The sequence below is a fragment of the Nocardiopsis sp. RV163 genome (genome assembly GCF_001029525.1).
GTDB lineage: Bacteria > Actinomycetota > Actinomycetes > Streptosporangiales > Streptosporangiaceae > Nocardiopsis > Nocardiopsis dassonvillei.
The window spans coordinates 16,527-35,960 of sequence record NZ_LEKI01000025.1 but is presented as its reverse complement, the minus strand read 5'-3'; the positions used below and the strand labels follow the sequence as shown (position 1 = coordinate 35,960).

Genomic DNA, 19,434 nt, shown 5'->3' with positions numbered 1-19,434 from the left:
CCGGCGGGGCCACCCGTGGTCCGGCCCGCGCCGCACCCGGGCCAACAACTACTCGGGGTGGCGATCGGGGGAGTCGCGGAACACCCGCGCCTGGGGAAGACGGGGACGAGAGTTTGACGTACATTGAGGTGTGCCCTTAGTTGAGGCATACCTAAGCGGGTTCGTCAGGACTCCCGAGCCCCCGCGGCACGGACCGCGCCCACCGCGCACCCCTTGAGGAAGGCATGCTGCTCGAACAGGAACGCCGCGACGTGTGCCTGACCGCCCGCGCCCTGGCCGCGGACCCGGGCACCGCGCCCGGCGAGTCGGGGACCGTCAGCGTCCGCAGCGGCGACCTGGTGGTCGTCACGCCCCACGGCGTCCGCCTCGACCAGATCCAGCCCGCCGACTGCCCGGTGATGTCGCTCGACGACCGCGTGCTGGAGGGAAGGCGCGACCCCGCCGCCGAGGCCACCCTGCACATGGCCGTGCACCGCCTGTCCGCCGAGCACGACCGCGACGTCACAGCCGTGGTCAACGCGTTCACGACCGACACCGTCGCGGTGTCCTCGGTCCTGGCCGAACTGCCCGCCGTCCACCACCGCGCCGCCGGTCTGGGCGGAGCGGTCGCCGTCACCCCGTACACCACCTACGGAACCGGCGAGATCGCCGACCACGCCGTCAAGGCGCTCAAGGGCCGCGACGCCGCGCTGCTCGCCGACCACGGCGGCCTCGCCCTGGGCCGCGACCTGGGCCACGCGCTGGAGAACCTGCGGCTGCTCGACTGGCTCAGCGGCGCGTACCTGAGGGCCCGCCAGCTCGGCGAGCCCCGTGTTCTGTCCGAGGACGAGCTGGCCCGGGTCCGCGAGCGCGACACCTACGGCTGGGCGGGCCCGGACATCCTCTGAGCCCCGGAGCGCGCCCGCACCGCCCGGGACGGCCCCCGCACCGTCACGCGTCCTCGTCGTCGGGGACCTCGTTCGGCCGTGTCCAGGCCAGGAGCAGTAGGGGGGTCGAGGCGTGCACCATGTAGATCATCCACAGCACGGGCAGGGCCAGCTCGCTGGTGAGGGAGGCGGGGAGGAAGCCCCCGATGACCCCCGCGAGGAACACGACGAGAATGAACACCGACGTCGCGTTGTGCCCGATCCTGGTGGCCCGGTCCAGTTCGGTGCGCTGGCGCTCGTCCAGCCTGCGGTAACCGACCATCAGGTCCGTGGCCTGGCCCAGCCGCGCGTGGACCGCGAACCACGCTCCCAGGAGGCCCACCATCCCGATCGCCTGCAGGAACGACCTCACCGGCCCGGGGTCCGGCTGGGTGGCGGCCCACGTGAGCACCGCGACGGCGAGGGTGATGAGCACGTGCAGCACCGCGTAACAGCGGCGCCTCGTCCGGGAGGCCCGGAGCCGGTGGGGGTAGGGCAGCACGAAGACGTCGTCGAAGAAGGACATGGCATCTCTCCTCTTGTTGGTGCGGGTCGGTCACTGGCCGATGCGGGGGAAGGGCTCGGTGGAGAAGACGACCTCCACCGGAACCTCGAAGTAGCGGGCGATGCGCAGGGCTAGGTGGAGGCTGGGGCTGTACTCACCCCGTTCCAGGTAGCCGACCGTCTGGTAGTGCACGCCCAGCGCCTCGGCCAGTTGGCGGCGGGAGGCGCCGCGCTCCGCCCGCAGCATCGCGATCCGGTTGTAGACGGCCTCGGCGCCTCCGGCCGCGGCCCTGGGGCGGCGGCCGGCCCCCCCGCCGCTCTCAGCGGGCACTCCGCACCGCCTTCCGCCGTACCGCCGCGGCTTGTGCCTCGGCGCCCGACCGGACATGCGCACTCATCACACTGATCCTCCGTTCCGTTATCTTCCTGCTGCCTTTGATAGTACACGTACTACATTCTGAATAACAGGAGATACAGCGCAGGGGCGAAGGTGGACCACGGAACGCGGTGGACCGCCCCCGGTCGGGGAGCCGAGCCGCGACGCGGAGAACGCGTTTCGAACACGGTGCCGGAGAAGACGAAAAACGGGGTGTGGACAACCCCCCACGCGGCTCCCGGAACGGGACAATGGTGCTGACAACGACGCCGAACGGCAGGAGGCCGCATGCGCTGCAGCTACATCAGGCTCCTCGTCAACGACTACGAGGCCTGCTTCCGCTTCTACTCCGAGGTACTCAAGCTCCCCGTGCTGCGCGGGGACGAGGGCAGCCGCTACGCGGAGTTCGACGTCGAGTCGGGGACCCGGCTGGCGATCAACCAGCGCGAGGTGATGGCGGAGGCCCTGGAGACCGACACCGCCGACCCGGCGCTGCCGAACCAGGACCGCTTCGCGGTGGTCTTCGAGGTGGACGACGTCGACGCCACGGCCGCCAGACTGGTCTCGGACGGCGCCCGGCAGGTGATGGAGCCGCGCGACTGGACCGCCTGGGGCATCCGCGCGGCGCACTTCCGCGACCCCGACGGCTACCTGCTGGAGGTCAACAGCCCGCTGATCCCCGCCGCGGATGTCTGATCCCGCCCCCCGGACGGGTTCCCCTCAGCCGGACAGGTGCTCCATCACAAGCTCGTTCACCCGGCCCGCGCGCTCGACCCCGAGCAGGTGCGCGGCGCCGGAGACGACCTCGAACCGGGCGTCGGGAATCCCGTCCGCCAGCCTGCGGCCGTGGCCGGGCGGCAGCACAGGGTCGTGGGCGGCCGACACCACCAGGGTCGGCACCCGCACGGAGGCCACCAGGTGGCGCTGGTCCATCCCGGCCACGGCTTCGCACACCGCGGCGAAGCCCTCCGGGTCGAGCCCGCCGAACTCCTCGGCCAGGCGGGCCACGACCCGCGGCCGCTCCTCGCCCATGTCCGGGGTGAACCAGGGCCGCACCACGTCCGCGGTCACCGACTCCAGGCCCGACGAGCGCACCCGGGAGGCCAGGAGGTCCCACCGGTGCGTCCGCGGGGTGCGGGGCGCCGCGGCCAGCAGCACGAGGCGTTCCAGGGTGCGCGGCGAGTTGGCCGCGATCCACACCAGCAGCGACCCGCCGAGCCCCGCGCCCACAGCGTGGACCCGGGTCAGCCCTTCGGCCTTCAGGACGCCGAGCAGGTCCAGGGCGAGTTCCTCGACGGTGTAGGGGCCTTGCGCGGCCGGAGAGGAGCCGTGCCCCCGGTGGTCGACCCTCAGGACCCTGTAGTCGCGGGTGAGTTCGGGCAGTTGCGGTTCCCAGACCGACATCGTGGTGCCGAAGGGCGGCACGAGCAGTACGACGGGCGCGTGCCGGGGACCGTCGAACCGGTACTGGAGCGGAATCAAGGTCATGGAACCTCCGAGTCGCCAGAACGCCAGGCTATCGGCAGAGCCCCGCTCGGGGCCGCACCCCTTCTTCCGCTTTCCGTCCGGTGGAGGACCGCAACTGACCTCCACGCTTCCTAGAGTCATCGCGTACCGGGTCGGACAGGGTGGAAAGCGGTGGTCATGGTGGTCACGACGGCGACGGGCACGGTGGACGTGGAGCGCGCGAGCCTTCTGCGGTTCCTGGAGGACCAGCGAGACCTCCTGCGCCTCACGGTCCGGGGCCTGGACGACGAACAGGCCGCACGGCGCACCACGGTGAGCGAACTTACCCTCAGCGGACTGGTCAAGCACGTGGCCCGGGCCGAGCGCGACTGGATCGGGTTCGTCCGCGACGGGGAGGTCCACCCGAAGGCGGACTACGGGGACCCGGCCACCTGGGAGGAGCACACCGACAGCTTCCGGTTGCTGGAGGGCGAGACCCTCGACGGCGTCCTGGCCGACTACGCGCTGGCCGCGCGGGAGACCGAGGCGTTCGTCAACGGCCTGCCGGACCTGGAGGTCAGCCACCGGCTCCCGGACGCGCCGTGGTTCCCCGAGGGCGGCTCCTGGTCCGCCCGCGACGTGCTGCTGCACATCATCCGCGAGACCGCGCAGCACTGCGGGCACGCCGACATCCTGCGCGAGGCACTGGACGGCCGGAAGAGCATGGGCTGACACGGCGCTCCCCCCGTCGGCGGACCATCGTGACGATGCGCTGTCGTCGGTGGACCCGCTCATCGCCGCCACGGCCGCCCACCGCGGAATGGTCGTCCTCCACGACGACAACGGCTTCGCGACGGCCGCGCGCCACCTCACCGGCCTGAGGGAGCGCCGGATCCGGGGCGCCCCCGGAGAGGACTCCCGGGAACGGTGGGAAAGCGACGGGGGCGCCCCCACCGAACAGTGGGAACGCCCCCGGCTACGAGGTGGCGAGGGTCGCTTCCGCATCCCCCCTCAAAGTACGGAAGCGACCCTCGCGCTGGGAAGCGGCCAGCGACTCCTCCCCCCTGGAGTCGCGGCCTTGAAGGCCTGCCGCGGAAACGACCCGGTCGTTCCGCGTTGATGGAGACACTACCCACCACAACCTCGAAGAACAACCCTGAGTCACGATGAACTACTTAAAGTGATCGTCATTCCTCGGCAGATGGCGGACCAAGCGTGTGTGCGTAGGGTCAAACCGGGGTCATGACGGGGCGCTCGGGGGCCGCGCTTAGCCTGGTCTGGTGAGATCACCGCTCCTCAGCCCACGGTGGCTCGGCATCCACCTGCTCGCCGTGCTGGTCGGCGTCGTCTGCGTCGCCGGTACCGCCTGGCAGTTCGTCCGCGCATTCGAGCCCGACCGCGAGGTCATCACCAACCCGGCCGAGGACCTGGCCGGTGCCGTGCCCGTCTCCGACCTGCTCGAACCGGGCCAGTACATGCGCCCGGACTCCTTCGCCAACAGCGCGGTGGAGGCCAGCGGCAGCTACGACGCCGATGCCCAGCTACTGGTGCCGCGCGTCGTGGACGGCGTGCTCGGTTACGACGTCATCGTCCCCCTGGTCACCGACGACGGCGCCGCCGTCACCGTCAACCGGGGCTGGGCCGAGGAGGGCCAGGACATCCCGCCCGCACCGGGCGGCGAGGTCACGGTCACCGGCTGGCTGCTTCCTCCGGCGGGCTCGGAGGGGGTCGTGCCGGTGGACGTCTCCGAGGGCCAGGTCGAGCGCATCGCCGCGTCCGTGCTCGTCAACGAGTGGGACCACCCGCTCTACGAGGGCTACGTCACCCTGCCCGAGACGGACCCGGCCACGGCCTCACTCGTCCCGGCGCCGCCGCCCGAGCCGCCCACCGGGTTCACCGTCAACTGGCGCAGCCTCAGCTACACCGTGCAGTGGGCGATGTTCGGCGTCTCCGCCGTGGTCTTCTGGGTCCTGCTGATGCGCCGGGAGCTGCGCGAGGGCGGCTCCCGGGAGGATCAGCCCGCGGTAGCGGGCTCCTGAGCCCGTCCGGCCTCGCGGTCCTTGGCCCGCTCCGAGCGCACGATCCGGTGCTCGACCACGAAGCCGAGCACGGGGATGGTGCCCGCGAGCGCCACGCCCAGTGTGCGGGAGGCGCTCCAGCGGCGGTCCAGGGCGACCCACAGGACCACGAAGACGTAGGCCATGTAGATGTAGCCGTGCGGCATCGCGATGTAGAGCATGAGCGGCGACTCGGGGCCGAACCACTGCTCCAGGCCCTGCGGCGCGGCCACCAGGGAGAACCGGGCGGTCTCTCCCACCAGGTACTTGGCGGGCATGGCCACGAAGGTCAGGCCCACCAGGAAGACTCCGGTCACGTACGCGAGCACCCGGTACAACGCGAACGACACGCGCCTCTTGTCCACGGCTGATCCCCCTCAGACGACTGCGTCCCCGCTCGGCAGGACAGGTCCGCGGGCGGGCGAAAATCAGCCTAAACGCTGTCCGGCACCCCGGACGCCCGGGGTACCCGGGGCCGGACGATCCCACATCACCGCAGGTCGGGTCACCTGCCCGATACGCGGTCCGGGCTGCTCCACCGGCCGTCGGACTCGGTGGTCCACGCCTTGGGGATCATCCGCAGCGCGAGGTAGGCGTCCACGAGCCGGATCGGCAGGAAGAGCAGGCCGTAGACCAGGTAGGACGGCCGCCGCCGGATGGCCGCCATCAGGCAGGTGAGCATGTAGTCCGGGATGAACAGGCCGATGGCGATCACCAGCAGCGGCAGGAAGGCCGTCACCGCCGTGAAGGCCTCACCGGCGAACGGCAGGCTCAGGAAGAACTCGCCGCCCAGCGTCCCCGCCAGGACGAACAGGCCGACCACGGTGGTGGCCAACAGCACGGCGGAGACCAGGACGACCTCCAGGATGTACAGCGCCAGGCAGGCCCAGAACAGGCTCGGCCACACCCGGTGGCGCCGGACGGTCTGCCAGAAGCCCAGCGTCCACCTGGTGACCTGCTTGTAGTAGTCCCGGAAGGTGAACGGGTCCTGGCTGTAGGCCTTGGTGTCGGGGTTCATCGAGACCCTGCCGAGGCGCTTGTGGTGCACCTCGAAGGTCATGTTGAAGTCCTCGATCACCAGCCCCCTGGGGTTGATGTCGATCTCCCTGAGCGCCTCGCTGCGGTAGACGCTGGCGAAGCCCGGCACGATGAAGGCCGTGTTGGCGTGCCGCCAGGTCTGCCCGAAGCGCATGAGGTACTGGAGCATGAAGTACAGGCGGTCCCGGTAGGCCGAGATCATCCGGCCGACGAAGCCGCGCTCCTTCGGCTTCCACTCCGAGACGACGAAGCCCGCGACCGCCGCCACCGACGGGTCGGCCAACTGCCGCCGTGCGCCCTCCACGTACCCGGGGTCGAGCTCGGTGTCGGCGTCCAGGATGAGGACGCCGTCGTATTCGTCGGTCAGCGAGAACTCCTCGATGACCGCCTCGATGGCCCCCGCCTTGCCGCGGTTGGTGAGGAGTTCGAGGACGTTCACGCCGGTCTCGGCCGCGATCCGGGCGGTGGAGTCCCTCGACGAGTCCGAGACCACGTAGACGTCCCAGCGGTCGAACAACCCCGTCGCGGAGGCGATTGCGCCGCCGATGACGGGTTCCTCGTTGTGCGCCGGGATGATGACGGCAAGGGACAGCTCCCGCGCGGGAGCCGCCGCCCGGGCAGCCACGGCCGCCGAGGCGCCCACCTCGGAGGCGTCGCCGCCCCGCTCGGCGAGAGTGCTGCCGCCGGAACCGCCCGCGCCCACAAGGACGTGTTCGCGGGCCCCGCCCCCGACGGCGCCGCGGTGTCCGGCGCGCGGTGGCCGGAGCACGGCGCGCACCGAGTCCTCGCCCAGGCGCACGAGTCCGACAACGGACCACAGCAGCAGGTTGGCGCCGAAGGCGAGCCACAGGAACACGTAACCCAGGGCGCCGAGGCCGGAGGCCTCGGCCACGTCCGTCGCGTAGCCGAACCAGTAGACGAAGAGTGCCGCGGCCAGGGCGAGGGCGATGAGCCCGATCAGCAGGCCGCCTATGAAACGTGCGGTACGCACAGCGCTAGGTCCCTCCGAAGTTCTCGGTTTCGGACCGACATCAACCCGCAAAGTCGGTGTTAGCTTGACGCTCTATGACACAGAGAGGTTCACTCGGTTTCGCGTCCTATGTAGGCCACACAAATCGTATACACGGGCTTGCGGAAGATGGTAACCATAAGAGGATATTTGTGAGCTGTAGCTACGACTCGTCTGTGGTTTGTCCAACATTGTCCAGATCCTAGAAAAATCTGCGGAAAGTGATCAACGGAGTGAAGGAGAATGCTCGGAGTGATCGACGTTCCGCCCTCATCCTCATCCGGTTCCACTCGAATCCCACAGGCCACCAGCCCGGGGGTTGATCCGCTATGAGCATCCAGAACGGCGCGCCACCCACCGTGGCCCTGCACCAGCCGCACTACCTTCCTTGGCTGGGGCTTTTGGATAAAATTGACCGTTCCGACCGTTTCGTCATCCTCGACAACGTCCAGTTCGAGCGCCGTGGATGGCAGAACCGCAACTACGTCGGCGGCGGCGGAAAACCCGTCCTGCTGACCGTTCCGGTCACCCAGGGCAGTCGGAACGACCTCATACGGGACAAGGCTGTTGATAACAGTCAGAATTGGAAGTCAAGACACTACAAGTCACTCGCGGAACACTGCTACCGCAAGGCGCCCTACTGGAAGGATTACCGCGACGAAATCGCCCACCTGTACGAACAGGAGTGGGATGGTCTCGCGGAGCTGTGCGTAGCGACCACGCGCATGCTGATGCGGTGCTTCGGGATCGACACGCCGCTGCTGCTGGCCAGTGAGATCGGAGACTTCCCCGGGCGCAAGAGCGAGCTCCTCGCCCAGATCTGCGCCAAGACCGGCGCGCGGACCATGCTCTCGGGCGACGGCGCCCGGGACTACCTGGAGCCCGAGACCCTGCGCCGTTACGGGATCGGCGTCCGGTGGCAGGACTTCCGCCACCCGGTGTACCCGCAGCGCGGGCGCGCCCCGGCCGACTTCGTCCCCCGTCTGTCGGCGATCGACCTTCTCCTCAACACCGGCCCGGAGGCACTGAACGTGCTCAGGCAGGCGAGAACCCAGAGCTGACCCGGACACGGGTCCACCACAGCGCCGCGCCGCCGGGTGCGGCGCCGCTCCCCGGGAAAAACCCGATCGCTCGATAGGCAAAGGACGGGAAACGGTATGACGACGGACTGGTCCCAGGAACGCATCCTGGTGTTCGCGCCCCACCCCGACGACGAGACTCTCGGCTGCGGCGGCCTCATGGGCAAGGCCAAGGCGGCCGGCGCCGAGGTGTTCGTCCAGTTCCTCACCGTCGGGGACACGGCCGACATGTCTCCCAAGGGCTTCTCCACGGCGACGGAACGGTACGCGGAGATCAAGAAGGTCGCCGACCACTTCCGCTGGGACGACTGGCACATGGCCCTGCCCGGCGACCAGTACCACCTGAGGCTCGACTCCGTCGCCCGGGTGGACCTCGCCCAGCTCATCGAGCGCGAGAGCCCGCTGTCCATCGAGCGGCTCCGCCCGACCGTGGTGCTCGGACCGCACCACTCCAGTTACAACCAGGACCACCGGGCCGTGGCCGAGGCGGTGCACACCGCCCTGCGCCCGTCCAACACCGCGCTACGCCACCACCCGCGCCTGGCCCTGGCCTACGAGGAGGCCGCCGACCACTGGCGCTCGGAGCCGCTGTGCCCGCCCAACCTCATCGTCGAACTGGACGAGGTGCAGGTGGTCGACAAGCTCCACGGCATGCAGTTGTACGGCTCACAGTCCCACCAGCACCCGCACACACGCTCCGAGCCCACCCTGCGCAGCCTCGCCGTCCTACGGGGCATGCAGGCGGGCGTGGCGCTCGGGGAGGGCTTCCACGTGCTGCGCTGCCTGGCCTGAGCGCTCCCGAGACCGCTGTCGGCGGTGCCGTGCGCCGCCCCACCGCGCGCACGGCCGCGACGACCGCGCACACCCGCCGCTCCCAGTCGGGGAACGGCGGGAGAGAACACCGAGTGGAGGGGAAACCATGAAGGCTGTAGTCACCGGAGGAGCCGGCTTCATCGGCTCGCACCTGTGCGACCACCTGATCGCCCGGGGCCACCAGGTCACCGTCCTGGACGACCTGTCGACCGGGTCCCCGGCGAACCTGGCCCAGGCGCAGGGCTCGCCCGGGTTCCGGTTCGTGGAGGGGAACGTCCTGGACCGGGAGCTGGTCGATTCCCTTATCGCCCCGGCGGACGCCGTGTTCCACCTCGCGGCCGCCGTGGGCGTGTACAACATCGTCGACAACCCGCTGCACTCCCTGCGGATCAACCTGCACGGGACGGAGAACGTGGTGGAGGCGGCCGTGGCGCACCGCGTGCCCTACATGGTCGCCTCGACCAGCGAGGTCTACGGCAAGAACGACGCCGCCGGACTGAAGGAGAGCGATGACCGCGTCTACGGTCCGGCGACCAAGAGCCGCTGGTCCTACGCCGCGGCGAAGGGGCTGGACGAGCTCGTCGGCTACGTGCACGGCGTCGAGTCGGGCGTGCCGTGCGTCATCACCCGCTTCTTCAACGTGGTCGGACCCCGCCAGACGGGCCGCTACGGGATGGTGGTCCCGCGCTTCGTGGAACAGGCGATGGCGGGCAAGCCCATCACCGTGTACGGGACGGGGACGCAGCGCCGCTGCTTCGGCTCGGTGTTCGACGTGGTGCCCGCGCTCCTGCGGCTGATGGACACCCCCGAGGCCCACAACCAGGCCGTCAACCTCGGCGGGCACGAGGAGGTCTCCATCAAGGGCCTGGCCGACCGGGTCGTGGAGCTGACGGGTTCGAGGAGCGCGATCACCTACGTCGACTACGAGGAGGCCTACGGCGAGGGCTATGAGGACATGCAGCGCCGCTACCCGGACACCTCGCTGGCAGCGCGGCTGATCGGGTACCGCCCCGAGCGCGACCTCAACGACATCATCCGTTCGATCATGGAGCACCGCCGCGCGGTCGGCTCCGTACCGCAGCCGGCGTAACCGAACCGGAAGGGACCGGTCCGGGGCGCCCTCTCCGCCTCGGCCGACCGAAACGGGACGGGACGGAGAAGGGCCAGGGCTCCTGCCCTTCGCCCGACGGGACGGCCGCGCGGCCCGGCCGCCTCCCGGTGCTCGCCCGTGCCCGCACGAGGACGACCGGCGCCGGTGGACCGCAGGCCCGCAGAGGGCATGGACGGGTGCGTCCGCCCCCGGGCGCGCCGACGACGGGGCCGGGCCCTCAGTGCGCCAGCAGCACCGTGACCACCAGGACGCAGCTCAGGGCGAGCACTCCCGCGCACAGGAGCGCCATCGCCCACGGGTCCGCCACGGACGGCGGGGGCCGTCCGGTTCCCGGAGCGGGCGCGCCGTGCCCGCCCGCCCGCCACCGCAGCCACACGTGCGCGGCCAGCACCCCCGCAAGGAGCAGCAGTCCGACCGCGGTGGCCACGCGCACCTCGGGCGGAGCCTGCGGGAAGGTGTCGTCGCCGGGAGCAAGGGAGCCGCGCAGGAACAGCAGCCCCACCACGACCAGCAGGGCGATCGTGCGGTGCCAGGACATCAGGGTGCGCTCCGGTTGCATGCCGGGGTCGCGTTCGCCGGGAATGGTCACAGCAGGCGGCCCAGCAGGACCAGGGCGCACACCAGCCCCACCGCCAGGGCGGTGACGAGCGGGAGCGCGCTCAGTCTCAGGTCCGCGCCGCGGCTCATGAGGCGCTGCACGCGGTACCAGCGCAGCGGGGCGTAGACGGTGATGACCCCGGCCAGCACCGCCAGCAGCAGGCCGACCGCGGTGCGCGGCCCCTCCGACCAGCCCAGCGGGAGCAGGTGCAGGACGGCGACGGCGCCCGCGAGCAGGGCCAGCGCGGTGCGCACCCAGGCGAGGAAGGTCCGCTCGTTGGCGAGGGTGAACCGGTAGTCCACGGAAGGACCCCCCGCGTCCCGCGGAGAGGCTTCAGAACCCATCCAGCACCCCCTTTCAACAGGGAAGATCCCTGATTCGCCCCCGAACCGGGCCGGGCCCGCCCCGTGGGGGCCGCGTCCCTCCAGTCGACACTAGCCGTCGTCCCTCTTTCCTCCCAAACAGGTATGCAAGGCGTGTTATTGCGCAAAACCACCGGGGTGAGGGGTGGCTCACCGGCCGAGGCAGGCATGCGGAACAAACGAACGGGCACGACCGCTGTAGCACTGAGAGATGGCGGTTGGCCGACGGTCGACACCAACCAACGAACAGATACAGGAGACCACGTGCCCACGGTCGAGCTCACCAAGGACAACTTCGCGGAGACGCTGAAGGACAACGACTTCGTCCTCATCGACTTCTGGGCGGACTGGTGCGGTCCCTGCCGACAGTTCGCCCCGGTGTTCGAGACCTCCTCGGAGAAGCACACCGACATCGTCCACGCCAAGGTGGACACCGAGGCGCAGCGCGAACTCGCCTTCGAGTTCAAGATCCAGTCCATCCCGACTCTGATGATCGTGCGCGAGCGCACCGTCATCTACAACGAGCCCGGGGCGCTGCCCTCCGAGGCCCTGGAGAGCCTCATCACGCAGGCCAAGGAGCTGGACATGGACGAGGTGCGGGAGAAGATCGCCGAGCAGGGCGGCTCCCCGGAGTAGTACTTCCCGGGGAAGTAGTCCCCGGAGCGGCAAGAGCCGGTCCCGCGCGCCCCGGACGCCCCCTACCTTCACGGAGGGCGGAGTCCGGGGCGTTCGCGGGTCCGGACGGGTCCGGCCGTGAGGGCGCGGCGGCGGCCTCCGGGCGGGACGCCGTCCCGCGTCCCGGCAGGAGACCGGACCTCCGCCCCAGCAGGACCGAAAAGTTGATATTGAGAAGACCGAAAAGTCATCAAGAGGTTTGGGGCCGGTCACCTGTCCACCCGTCCGGCGAGTTTCGGCCCGCCCGGAGCCTGATCCCCCCGGACGGGAGGAACCGCACTCCAGAGGCGGTCCGCACCTCCTTCGGTGACGGGAGGGCAACGCCTCGCGATCGCTACGCCTCCGAGTTCACCGCCCACGTTCACCTTCGCCACGGGGTTCGTTCACCGTTGCTTCATACGGACATATTTGCATGGGTTCGACCGCGCTCCGCGGCTCCGGCCGCGCACCTCCCGCGCACGCACAGTCCGACCCGGAAGTGGCCTCATGTCTGTCAGCAACACCGCCTCCCCTCGCGGCACCGAGACCGGTCGCGGCGTCGCCCCCGACACCGTCCGGTACAACCGCGAGGTTCCCGACCTGGGCGACCCCGTCTTCGACGTCTCCGGGCTCTCCATCTACTACGGCTCCAACAAGGCAGTGCGCGACGTGGACCTGAAGGTGGGCCCCCGTCAGATCACGGCGATGATCGGGCCGTCCGGTTGCGGTAAGAGCACCGTGCTGCGGACCCTGAACCGCATGAACGACCTCATCCCCGGCGCCCGCGTCGAGGGCAAGGTCACCTACCACGGCGAGGACCTGTACGCCTCGGAGGTGGACCCCATCGAGGTGCGGCGCCGGATCGGCATGGTCTTCCAGAAGCCCAACCCGTTCCCCAAGTCGATCTACGACAACGTGGCCTACGGCCCCAAGATCAACGGCGTCCGCGGCAACATGGACGACCTGGTCGAGGAGACGCTGACCAAGGCCGCCCTGTGGGACGAGGTCAAGGACAAGCTCAAGGAGAGCGCCTTCGCCCTCTCCGGCGGCCAGCAGCAGCGCCTGTGCATCGCGCGCACCATCGCGGTCAACCCCGAGGTGATCCTGATGGACGAGCCCTGCTCGGCGCTCGACCCCATCGCGACCCTCAAGATCGAGGACCTGATGTACGAGCTGGCCAGCGAGTACACCATCGTCATCGTCACGCACAACATGCAGCAGGCGGCGCGCGTGTCCGACCGCACGGCCTTCTTCACCGCCGGGGTGGACGACGCGGGCGACCGCTACGGGAGCCTGGTGGAGTTCGACGAGACCGCCACGATCTTCAGCAAGCCGTCCGACCAGAGGACCGAGGACTATATCAGCGGTCGCTTCGGCTAAACCGCCGGCCTTGAGCCCTCCCACGGACCGGGACCGCTGATCGGTGGGGTCGCTTCGGCTAAACCGCCGGCCTTGAGCCCTCCCACGGACCGGGACCGCTGATCGGTGGGGTCGCTTCGGCTAAACCGCCGGCCTTGAGCCCTCCCACGGACCGGGACCGCTGATCGGCGGGGTCGCTTCGGCTAAACCGCCGGCCTTGAGCCCTCCCACGGACCGGGACCGCTGATCGGCGGGGTCGCTCCAGCCAAACCGCCGGCCTTGAGCCCTCCCACGGACCGGGACCGCTGATCGGCGGGGTCGCTCCAGCCAAACCGTCGGCCTTGAGCCCTCCCACGGACCGGGACCGCTGATCGGCGGGGCGTTTCGGTCAGGCCGGAGCCCCCCGGGGATCCGCCCCACTGTTCCTTCGACGAAGTGGACCTCCCATGCCCGCGCTCACAACGTCCGCACCCGTCCCCTTCCCGGGCACCCCGGTCGAGGACGAAACGGTCGAGCGCTCGGAACGGTCGGAGGGACCCCTCCGGGTCCTGCTGGTGGAGCCCGAGTCGGAGCAGTCGCACCAGTTGGTGCTGTCGCTGAGCGGGCACGACGTGGACATCACGGTGTGCGTGGACGGCGCCGAGGCGCTGTTGCGGGTGGGGATGATGCGACCGGACACCCTGGTCACCAGCGCCGCTCCGCCCGAGGTGGACCTGGAGACACTGGTACGGGTGACCCGGCGGGCGACGGACATCCCGATCCTCATCGGGGTGGGCCCCGGCGACTCCCAGCGGGCGATGCGCGCGCTGGCGGCCGGAGCCACCGCGTGCGTCAACCGCCCCTACCGGATCCCGGAGCTGGCGGCGCTGCTGCGCGGCTCCCTCCCGGGACCGGACGGCGGAGGCCCGGACGGCACCGTCTCCTCGGCCGCGCTGCGTTCGGGCGCCCTGGAGCTGGACGCGCTGGGGCACCGGCTCTTCGTGGACGGCAACCCGGTCAACCTGGCGCTGCGGGAGTTCGGGATCATGGACTTCCTGCTGAGGCACAGCGGCAGGGTGGTCAGCCGCGAGGAGCTGTGGACCGAGGTCTGGCACAAGCCGCTGCCCCCGGTGAACAACACCATCGCCGTGCACATCCGTCGCCTGCGGCACAAGCTGGGTGACTCCGAGGCACAGCCCAGGTTCATCCACACGGTCCGCGGGATCGGCTACCGACTGGACACGGCGAACGGTTCCTGAGCGGAGGGAAAGAGCGGGGCGGGGTTCGTGAATTCTCCTCCGCCGGGTCCTTTCGGTGATGCCGAAGAGACCCCTTGTTCATCTTCACGTCACCTCAATCCGAGACGAACGCGAAGATGAAGCGCCGAACAATGCGACGCGTCACCTCCACCACCGGGGAACCACCGCGCCACCCCGGCATCCACGGCCATACCCGCAGGTCATCACCGCCTGTCCCCGGAGCATGACAGAATCCGCGCGGAGCCGGAAAAACAAACCCGTTATCAGATGGTTACCGCCATTCACTTCGCATTCATCCTTCTTCTACCATCCCGCCTTCATTTCGATGACACAGCGTCTTCCTGCGCACTTACTGTCGTTTCACGTCAGCCCCGACAGCGGTGATTCAACGAGGAGAACTACGACATGCGCAACGGGCGTTCCAAGCTCGCCGTCCTGGCGGCCATCCCCCTGCTCGCGGCGGCGTGCAGCAGCGGAGGCGACACCGCCGGTGACGGCTCCGGCGGCGGCGGGGGCGACCTCAGCGCCTCCCTGACCGGTGCCGGCGCCAGCTTCCCCGACCCCCTGTTCCAGGACTGGATCTACACCTACTCCAACGACGTCCAGACCGGCGTCAGCGTCAACTACCAGAGCGTGGGCTCCGGTGCCGGCGTGGAGCAGTTCCTGGAGCAGACCGTCGACTTCGGCTCCTCCGAGGAGCCCCTGGACGAGGAGGACCTCGCGGCAGCCTCCGAGGCTCGCGGCTGTGAGGCCGTGCAGTTCCCGGTCGTCTTCGGCGCGGTCGTCGTCGCCTTCAACAACCCCGAGCTGGACGGCCTGGTCCTGGACCCGGCGACCATCGCGGCCATCTACGACCGCGAGATCACCACCTTCGACGACCCGGCCATCGCCGAGCTCAACCCGGACATGGAACTGCCCGGCGACGAGATCATCCCCGTCCACCGCTCAGACAGCTCCGGCACCACCTACGTGTTCTCGCACTACCTGAGCACCGAGGTCGACTCCTGGGCCGAGAAGTACGGCGAGGGCAAGGAGATCGAGTGGGCCGACGGCCTGGTCGGCGGCCAGCAGAACGACGGCGTCGCCCAGGGCATCACCCAGAACCCCGGCGGCATCGGCTACGTGAACCAGTCCTTCGCGCAGGAGGCGGGCCTGTCCGTCGCCCACATCGTGAACGAGGACGGCAACCCGATCGAGCCGACCCTGGAGTCCACCATCGCGGCCTCCGAGGAGGCCGAGATCCCGGAGAACTTCCAGTTCGCGATCGACGACATCGGCGGCGAGGGCTACCCGATCGCCGGTTCCAACTGGATCTTCACCTACACCTGCGGCTACGAGCAGGCCAGCGCCGACGCCATCATCGACTTCTGGACCTGGGCCCTGACCGACGAGGGCGCCCGCGAACTGGCCGGTGAGCTGGGCTACGCGCCGCTGGGCCAGGAGCTGACCGACCGCGTCGTCGCCGAGCTGGAGAAGACCAACTCCGCCGAGGGCGGCGCCGAGGCCGGTGCCGAGGAGGAGGCCGGTGCCGAGGAGAGCGCCGAGGAGAGCGCTCCCGAGTCCGAAGCCACCACCGAGTAGGAACGCCCCGCGGGGCCGGGAGGGTCGTCCCGGCCCCGCACGCCTTCTTCCCGACCTCCGCCCCCGCCCCGGGGCGGGACCGCTCTCCACTCCCCACGAAAGCCACAGAGGAGAAGCACATGTCCACCGAGGCCCGTGAGGCCCCCCAGGCCCCCGAGGACTCCCGGCGGGGGACGCTGAAGTCCGGCAAGGGGCGCCTGGGCGATCCGATCTTCAAGTGGGCCGTCGCGGCCTGCGGCACCCTCGTCCTGATCATCCTGGCGCTGATGGTCATCCGGACCACCAGCGAGGCCTGGCCGGTCTTCGCCAAGGAGGGCTTCTTCGGCTTCCTCCTCGGGCAGGACTGGCAGAGCGGCGGCTCGCGCACGGAGATCACCGGCGTCTACGGCGCCTGGCCCTTCATCTACGGCACCCTGGTCACGGCGGCCATCGCGATCGTCATCGCGCTGCCGCTGGCGATCATGGTCGCCGTCTACCTGACCCACCTGGCCCCGCGCCGCCTCGCCAAGCCGCTGTCGTACACGGTCGAGCTGCTCGCCGCCGTGCCCAGCGTCATCTTCGGCCTCTGGGGCCTGCACTGGTTCCTGCCGAACGTGATGCGGCCCTTCTTCGTCTGGCTGGAGAGCACGTTCGGCTGGTTCTTCCTCTTCGAGGGGCCGGTGCGCGGTGTCGGCTACCTGCCCGCTGGCATCGTGCTGGCCATCATGATCCTGCCGATCATGACGGCGCTCATCCGCGAGGTCGTCGTCGTCCAGCCGATCGAGCAGCAGATGGCCGCCTACGCCCTGGGCTCCACCCGGTGGGAGGTCATCACCAAGGTGATCCTGCCGGCCAGCTTCTCCGGGATCGTGGCCGCGGCCATGCTGGGGCTGGGCCGCGCCCTCGGCGAGACCATCGCCGTGCTGATGCTGATCGGCGGCACCCAGGGGTGGAGCGGAAGCCTGTTCGGCACCGGAAGCAGCATGGCCTCGCACATCGCCGCGTCCTTCGGCGAGGCCTCGCCCGAGGTCCGGACGGCGCTGATGGCGATCGGCGTCGCCCTCTTCCTGGTCACGATGATCGTCAACATCCTGGCCCGCGTCATCGTCTGGCGCCTGGGGCAGTTCACGGGAGACTCCGCCGTATGAGCACAGCAACCACCACTCCTCCGGACGCCCGGCACACCCCCCTGAGCCAGCGCCCGCCCGGCTCGGGCTTCCGCAGGTTCAAGGACCGCTCGGCTTCGGTGGCACTGACCGCCGCGATGGTCCTGGCGATGATCCCGCTGGTCCTCATCATCTTCGAGGTCACCCGGCGCGGCATCGGCGTCGTCAACCTGGAGTTCTTCACCGCGACCGAGCCCCCGCCCCGACGCGAGGGCGGCGGTTACGCCGCCGGGTTCTTCGGCACGCTCTACATCATGGCTCTCGCGGTCGCGATGTCGATCCCGTTCGGCATCGCCACGGCCGTCTACGTCGTGGAGTACGGCCCCAACCGCCTGACCGGCGCGATCCGCTTCTTCACCGACGTGATGACGGGTATCCCCTCGATCTTCGTCGGTCTGTTCGTGTACGGCCTGGTCGTCATCGGCTGGGGCCAGATGGGCTTCGGCACCTTCGCCGGCGCCCTGGCGATCGCCATGATGATGCTGCCGATCGTGACGCGGTCCGCGGAGGAGATGCTGCGGCTCGTGCCCAACGAGATGCGCAACGCCAGCTACGGCCTGGGCGCGCGCAAGTGGCAGACCATCGTGCACACGGTGCTGCCCGCCGCCGCCCCCGGTCTGACCACCGGTTCGATGCTGGCCGTCGCCCGCGGCATCGGCGAGACCGCCCCGCTGCTGCTGACCGCGTTCGGCACCGGCCTGGTCGTGACCGCCTTCCAGGGCGAGCCGCAGGGCGCCGTGCCGATGCAGTTGTACCGGGGCGCCATGCAGCCCTTCGAGGCCGGTATCGACCGCGCGTGGGGCGCCGCCCTGTGCCTGTTCCTGCTGGTGCTGCTGTTCACCGTGATCGCGCGGTGGATCGGCTCGCGGGCCTCCGTGGGCAGCCGCTAGCGACCCTCCCCGAGGGGCCGTGCGCCGGAGAGCCCTCCGGTACGCGGCCCCTTCTGCTCTGCGGGCGCCGGCGTCCCGTCGGCTTCCCGAACCGCCGCCGCACCGGTAATCTTGCGCCGGACCCGCCACCGCGACTACCTGGAGACGAACGCAGATGCCCGACACCAACGAGTACGCGACGACCTTCGCGTTCGTCGACGCCGACAGCGACGGTCTCATCTCCGCGCAGGAGTACGCCGACCTGATGCACCGCCTCGGGGACAGCTGCACCGAGGAGCAGGCACTGGGGGCGATCGCGGCCATGGACCAGGACGGCGACGGGCTGATCACCCTGGACGAGTTCACGGCCTACATGTCCGACACCGGGAACTGAGCCCCCGGCGGGGGCCGCCCCTCGGTGCCGCCCGCGGTGGCACCGCAGCGAACGCGGCCGCCCGCCTCAGCGCGGATCGCGCGCCAGGTAGACGGTGTCGGGCACGCCGCGGGCGACCGGCACCTCGATGACCTCCACCGATGCGAACCCGTCCCGCAGCGACTCCTCGAAGGCGGGCACCGCGTTGGCGCTCCAGAAGGCCAGGACCCCGCCGGGGGCGAGCAGGCGGGTGAGCCGTTCCAGCCCGGCCGCCTCGTAGAGGCGGTTGTTGCTCTCCACCACCGTCCAGTCGGGCCCGTTGTCGGTGTCCAGGCAGACCACGTCGTAACGGACGGGGTCCGGAGCCGAGGACGCCTCCTCCAGCCAGGCCACGATGTCGGCGTTGACCACCCGGCAGCGCGGGTCCCGGTGCACGTACTCGGCGGCCTCGCCCAGTTCCCCGTCGTGCCAGGCGATGACGTGGGGTTCGAGTTCCACCACGTCCACCACCGCCACCCGGGGGTGCTCCAGGGCCTCGCGGGCGGAGAAGCCCACGCCCAGGCCGCCGATGAGCACCCGGGAGCGCGAGCGGCCCGCGGGGAGGGCGGCGAGGCCGGCGCGCACCATCTCGCGCTCCGAGGTCCCGTCGCGGGTGTCCATGAGGAAGACCCCGTTGGAGTAGATCTCGTAGTGCGCGCCCACGCGGCGCAGCACGAGGTCGCCGCCGGTCTCCCCGGTAACCCTCGCCAGCGTGACGGTCTCCTCCTCGGGCTCGCGGAAGGCGGGGGCGGTGTACGTCGTCGGCTGGTCCATACCCCACATTGTGCCCGCCGGGCGCACGCGCCCGCGTTCCCGCCCGAGGGCACGGACGGCGCTCCGCTCCGGGGGCCGTCGCGGACCACGGGATTACCGAAGAG

General features: G+C 70.1%; 22 protein-coding genes. 14 read left to right on the top strand and 8 right to left on the bottom strand.

The window, feature by feature from the left end; genetic code table 11:
• Positions 1-224: 224 nt before the first annotated feature.
• On the top strand, positions 225-887 hold the full coding sequence (locus ABD54_RS07370) for a class II aldolase/adducin family protein (protein ID WP_047868665.1): 663 nt from the start codon (positions 225-227) through the stop codon (positions 885-887).
• A 43-nt stretch (positions 888-930) separates the two neighbouring features.
• Here ABD54_RS07370 and ABD54_RS07365 read toward each other — a convergent pair whose 3' ends face one another.
• Together ABD54_RS07365 and ABD54_RS07360 are read right to left on the bottom strand one after the other, a co-directional pair.
• On the bottom strand, positions 931-1,431 hold the full coding sequence (locus ABD54_RS07365; protein ID WP_047868664.1) for a hypothetical protein: 501 nt from the start codon (positions 1,429-1,431) through the stop codon (positions 931-933).
• Positions 1,432-1,461: 30 nt separating this feature from the next.
• Positions 1,462-1,740, bottom strand: a complete 279-nt coding sequence (locus ABD54_RS07360) for a helix-turn-helix transcriptional regulator (protein ID WP_047868663.1) — start codon at positions 1,738-1,740, stop codon at positions 1,462-1,464.
• A 333-nt stretch (positions 1,741-2,073) separates the two neighbouring features.
• Here ABD54_RS07360 and ABD54_RS07355 point away from each other — a divergent pair, with 333 nt between their 5' ends.
• Positions 2,074-2,481: a VOC family protein gene (locus ABD54_RS07355; protein WP_047868662.1), complete on the top strand. Its 408-nt coding sequence runs from the start codon at positions 2,074-2,076 to the stop codon at positions 2,479-2,481.
• A 24-nt stretch (positions 2,482-2,505) separates the two neighbouring features.
• On the opposite strand, the gene ABD54_RS07350 is transcribed toward ABD54_RS07355, so the two are convergent.
• A complete protein-coding gene (locus ABD54_RS07350) occupies positions 2,506-3,273 on the bottom strand; it encodes an alpha/beta fold hydrolase (RefSeq protein ID WP_047868661.1) in 768 nt (255 codons plus the stop codon).
• Between the two features lie 156 nt (positions 3,274-3,429).
• Between ABD54_RS07350 and ABD54_RS07345 the strand changes: the two genes are divergently transcribed.
• Together ABD54_RS07345 and ABD54_RS07340 are read left to right on the top strand one after the other, a co-directional pair.
• Positions 3,430-3,963: a DinB family protein gene (locus ABD54_RS07345; RefSeq protein ID WP_047868660.1), complete on the top strand. Its 534-nt coding sequence runs from the start codon at positions 3,430-3,432 to the stop codon at positions 3,961-3,963.
• Between the two features lie 548 nt (positions 3,964-4,511).
• Positions 4,512-5,270, top strand: coding sequence for an SURF1 family protein (locus ABD54_RS07340; RefSeq protein ID WP_047868659.1), 759 nt, complete (start codon positions 4,512-4,514; stop codon positions 5,268-5,270).
• On the opposite strand, the gene ABD54_RS07335 is transcribed toward ABD54_RS07340, so the two are convergent.
• On the bottom strand, positions 5,246-5,653 hold the full coding sequence (locus tag ABD54_RS07335; RefSeq protein WP_082166725.1) for a DUF3817 domain-containing protein: 408 nt from the start codon (positions 5,651-5,653) through the stop codon (positions 5,246-5,248). The genes ABD54_RS07340 and ABD54_RS07335 overlap by 25 nt on opposite strands.
• 140 nt (positions 5,654-5,793) lie before the next feature.
• Entirely contained in the window at positions 5,794-7,317 is a 1,524-nt protein-coding gene (locus ABD54_RS07330; protein ID WP_047868658.1) for a glycosyltransferase, read from the bottom strand.
• A 347-nt stretch (positions 7,318-7,664) separates the two neighbouring features.
• Between ABD54_RS07330 and ABD54_RS07325 the strand changes: the two genes are divergently transcribed.
• The 3 genes from ABD54_RS07325 (at position 7,665) to ABD54_RS07315 (ending at position 10,317) form a co-directional block, all read left to right on the top strand.
• Complete coding sequence (locus ABD54_RS07325; protein ID WP_047868657.1) at positions 7,665-8,396, top strand: WbqC family protein; 732 nt, start codon at positions 7,665-7,667, stop codon at positions 8,394-8,396.
• A gap of 96 nt (positions 8,397-8,492) precedes the next feature.
• The gene (locus ABD54_RS07320) at positions 8,493-9,206 is read left to right on the top strand and encodes a PIG-L deacetylase family protein (RefSeq protein WP_047868656.1); all 714 of its coding nucleotides are present in this window, start codon (positions 8,493-8,495) and stop codon (positions 9,204-9,206) included.
• Between the two features lie 127 nt (positions 9,207-9,333).
• The gene (locus ABD54_RS07315; protein ID WP_047868655.1) at positions 9,334-10,317 is read left to right on the top strand and encodes an NAD(P)-dependent oxidoreductase; all 984 of its coding nucleotides are present in this window, start codon (positions 9,334-9,336) and stop codon (positions 10,315-10,317) included.
• Between the two features lie 238 nt (positions 10,318-10,555).
• Here ABD54_RS07315 and ABD54_RS07310 read toward each other — a convergent pair whose 3' ends face one another.
• Both ABD54_RS07310 and ABD54_RS07305 read right to left on the bottom strand, forming a co-directional pair.
• On the bottom strand, positions 10,556-10,927 hold the full coding sequence (locus tag ABD54_RS07310) for a DUF202 domain-containing protein (RefSeq protein ID WP_047868654.1): 372 nt from the start codon (positions 10,925-10,927) through the stop codon (positions 10,556-10,558).
• Positions 10,924-11,280 carry a YidH family protein gene (locus tag ABD54_RS07305; protein WP_047868653.1) on the bottom strand — a complete coding sequence of 119 codons (357 nt, stop codon included), beginning with the start codon at positions 11,278-11,280 and terminating at the stop codon, positions 10,924-10,926. Before ABD54_RS07305 ends, ABD54_RS07310 begins: the two co-directional genes overlap by 4 nt.
• Before the next feature lie 282 nt (positions 11,281-11,562).
• Here ABD54_RS07305 and trxA point away from each other — a divergent pair, with 282 nt between their 5' ends.
• The 7 genes from trxA (at position 11,563) to ABD54_RS07270 (ending at position 18,538) form a co-directional block, all read left to right on the top strand.
• Positions 11,563-11,934: a thioredoxin gene (gene trxA, locus ABD54_RS07300; RefSeq protein ID WP_013156378.1), complete on the top strand. Its 372-nt coding sequence runs from the start codon at positions 11,563-11,565 to the stop codon at positions 11,932-11,934.
• A 525-nt stretch (positions 11,935-12,459) separates the two neighbouring features.
• Positions 12,460-13,332 (top strand): phosphate ABC transporter ATP-binding protein PstB, encoded by an 873-nt coding sequence (gene pstB, locus ABD54_RS07295; RefSeq protein ID WP_047868652.1) that lies wholly within the window; start codon positions 12,460-12,462, stop codon positions 13,330-13,332.
• A gap of 425 nt (positions 13,333-13,757) precedes the next feature.
• Positions 13,758-14,549, top strand: a complete 792-nt coding sequence (locus ABD54_RS07290; protein ID WP_047868651.1) for a response regulator transcription factor — start codon at positions 13,758-13,760, stop codon at positions 14,547-14,549.
• Positions 14,550-14,954: 405 nt separating this feature from the next.
• Positions 14,955-16,130, top strand: a complete 1,176-nt coding sequence (gene pstS, locus ABD54_RS07285; RefSeq protein WP_047868650.1) for a phosphate ABC transporter substrate-binding protein PstS — start codon at positions 14,955-14,957, stop codon at positions 16,128-16,130.
• Between the two features lie 119 nt (positions 16,131-16,249).
• Positions 16,250-17,257: a phosphate ABC transporter permease subunit PstC gene (pstC, locus tag ABD54_RS07280; RefSeq protein WP_047868649.1), complete on the top strand. Its 1,008-nt coding sequence runs from the start codon at positions 16,250-16,252 to the stop codon at positions 17,255-17,257.
• Positions 17,254-18,165 (top strand): phosphate ABC transporter permease PstA, encoded by a 912-nt coding sequence (pstA, locus tag ABD54_RS07275; protein ID WP_047868648.1) that lies wholly within the window; start codon positions 17,254-17,256, stop codon positions 18,163-18,165. Before pstC ends, pstA begins: the two co-directional genes overlap by 4 nt.
• A gap of 154 nt (positions 18,166-18,319) precedes the next feature.
• Positions 18,320-18,538: an EF-hand domain-containing protein gene (locus tag ABD54_RS07270; RefSeq protein WP_047868647.1), complete on the top strand. Its 219-nt coding sequence runs from the start codon at positions 18,320-18,322 to the stop codon at positions 18,536-18,538.
• A 66-nt stretch (positions 18,539-18,604) separates the two neighbouring features.
• Here ABD54_RS07270 and ABD54_RS07265 read toward each other — a convergent pair whose 3' ends face one another.
• Positions 18,605-19,330 (bottom strand): spermidine synthase, encoded by a 726-nt coding sequence (locus ABD54_RS07265; RefSeq protein WP_047868646.1) that lies wholly within the window; start codon positions 19,328-19,330, stop codon positions 18,605-18,607.
• Between the last annotated feature and the right edge of the window lie 104 nt (positions 19,331-19,434).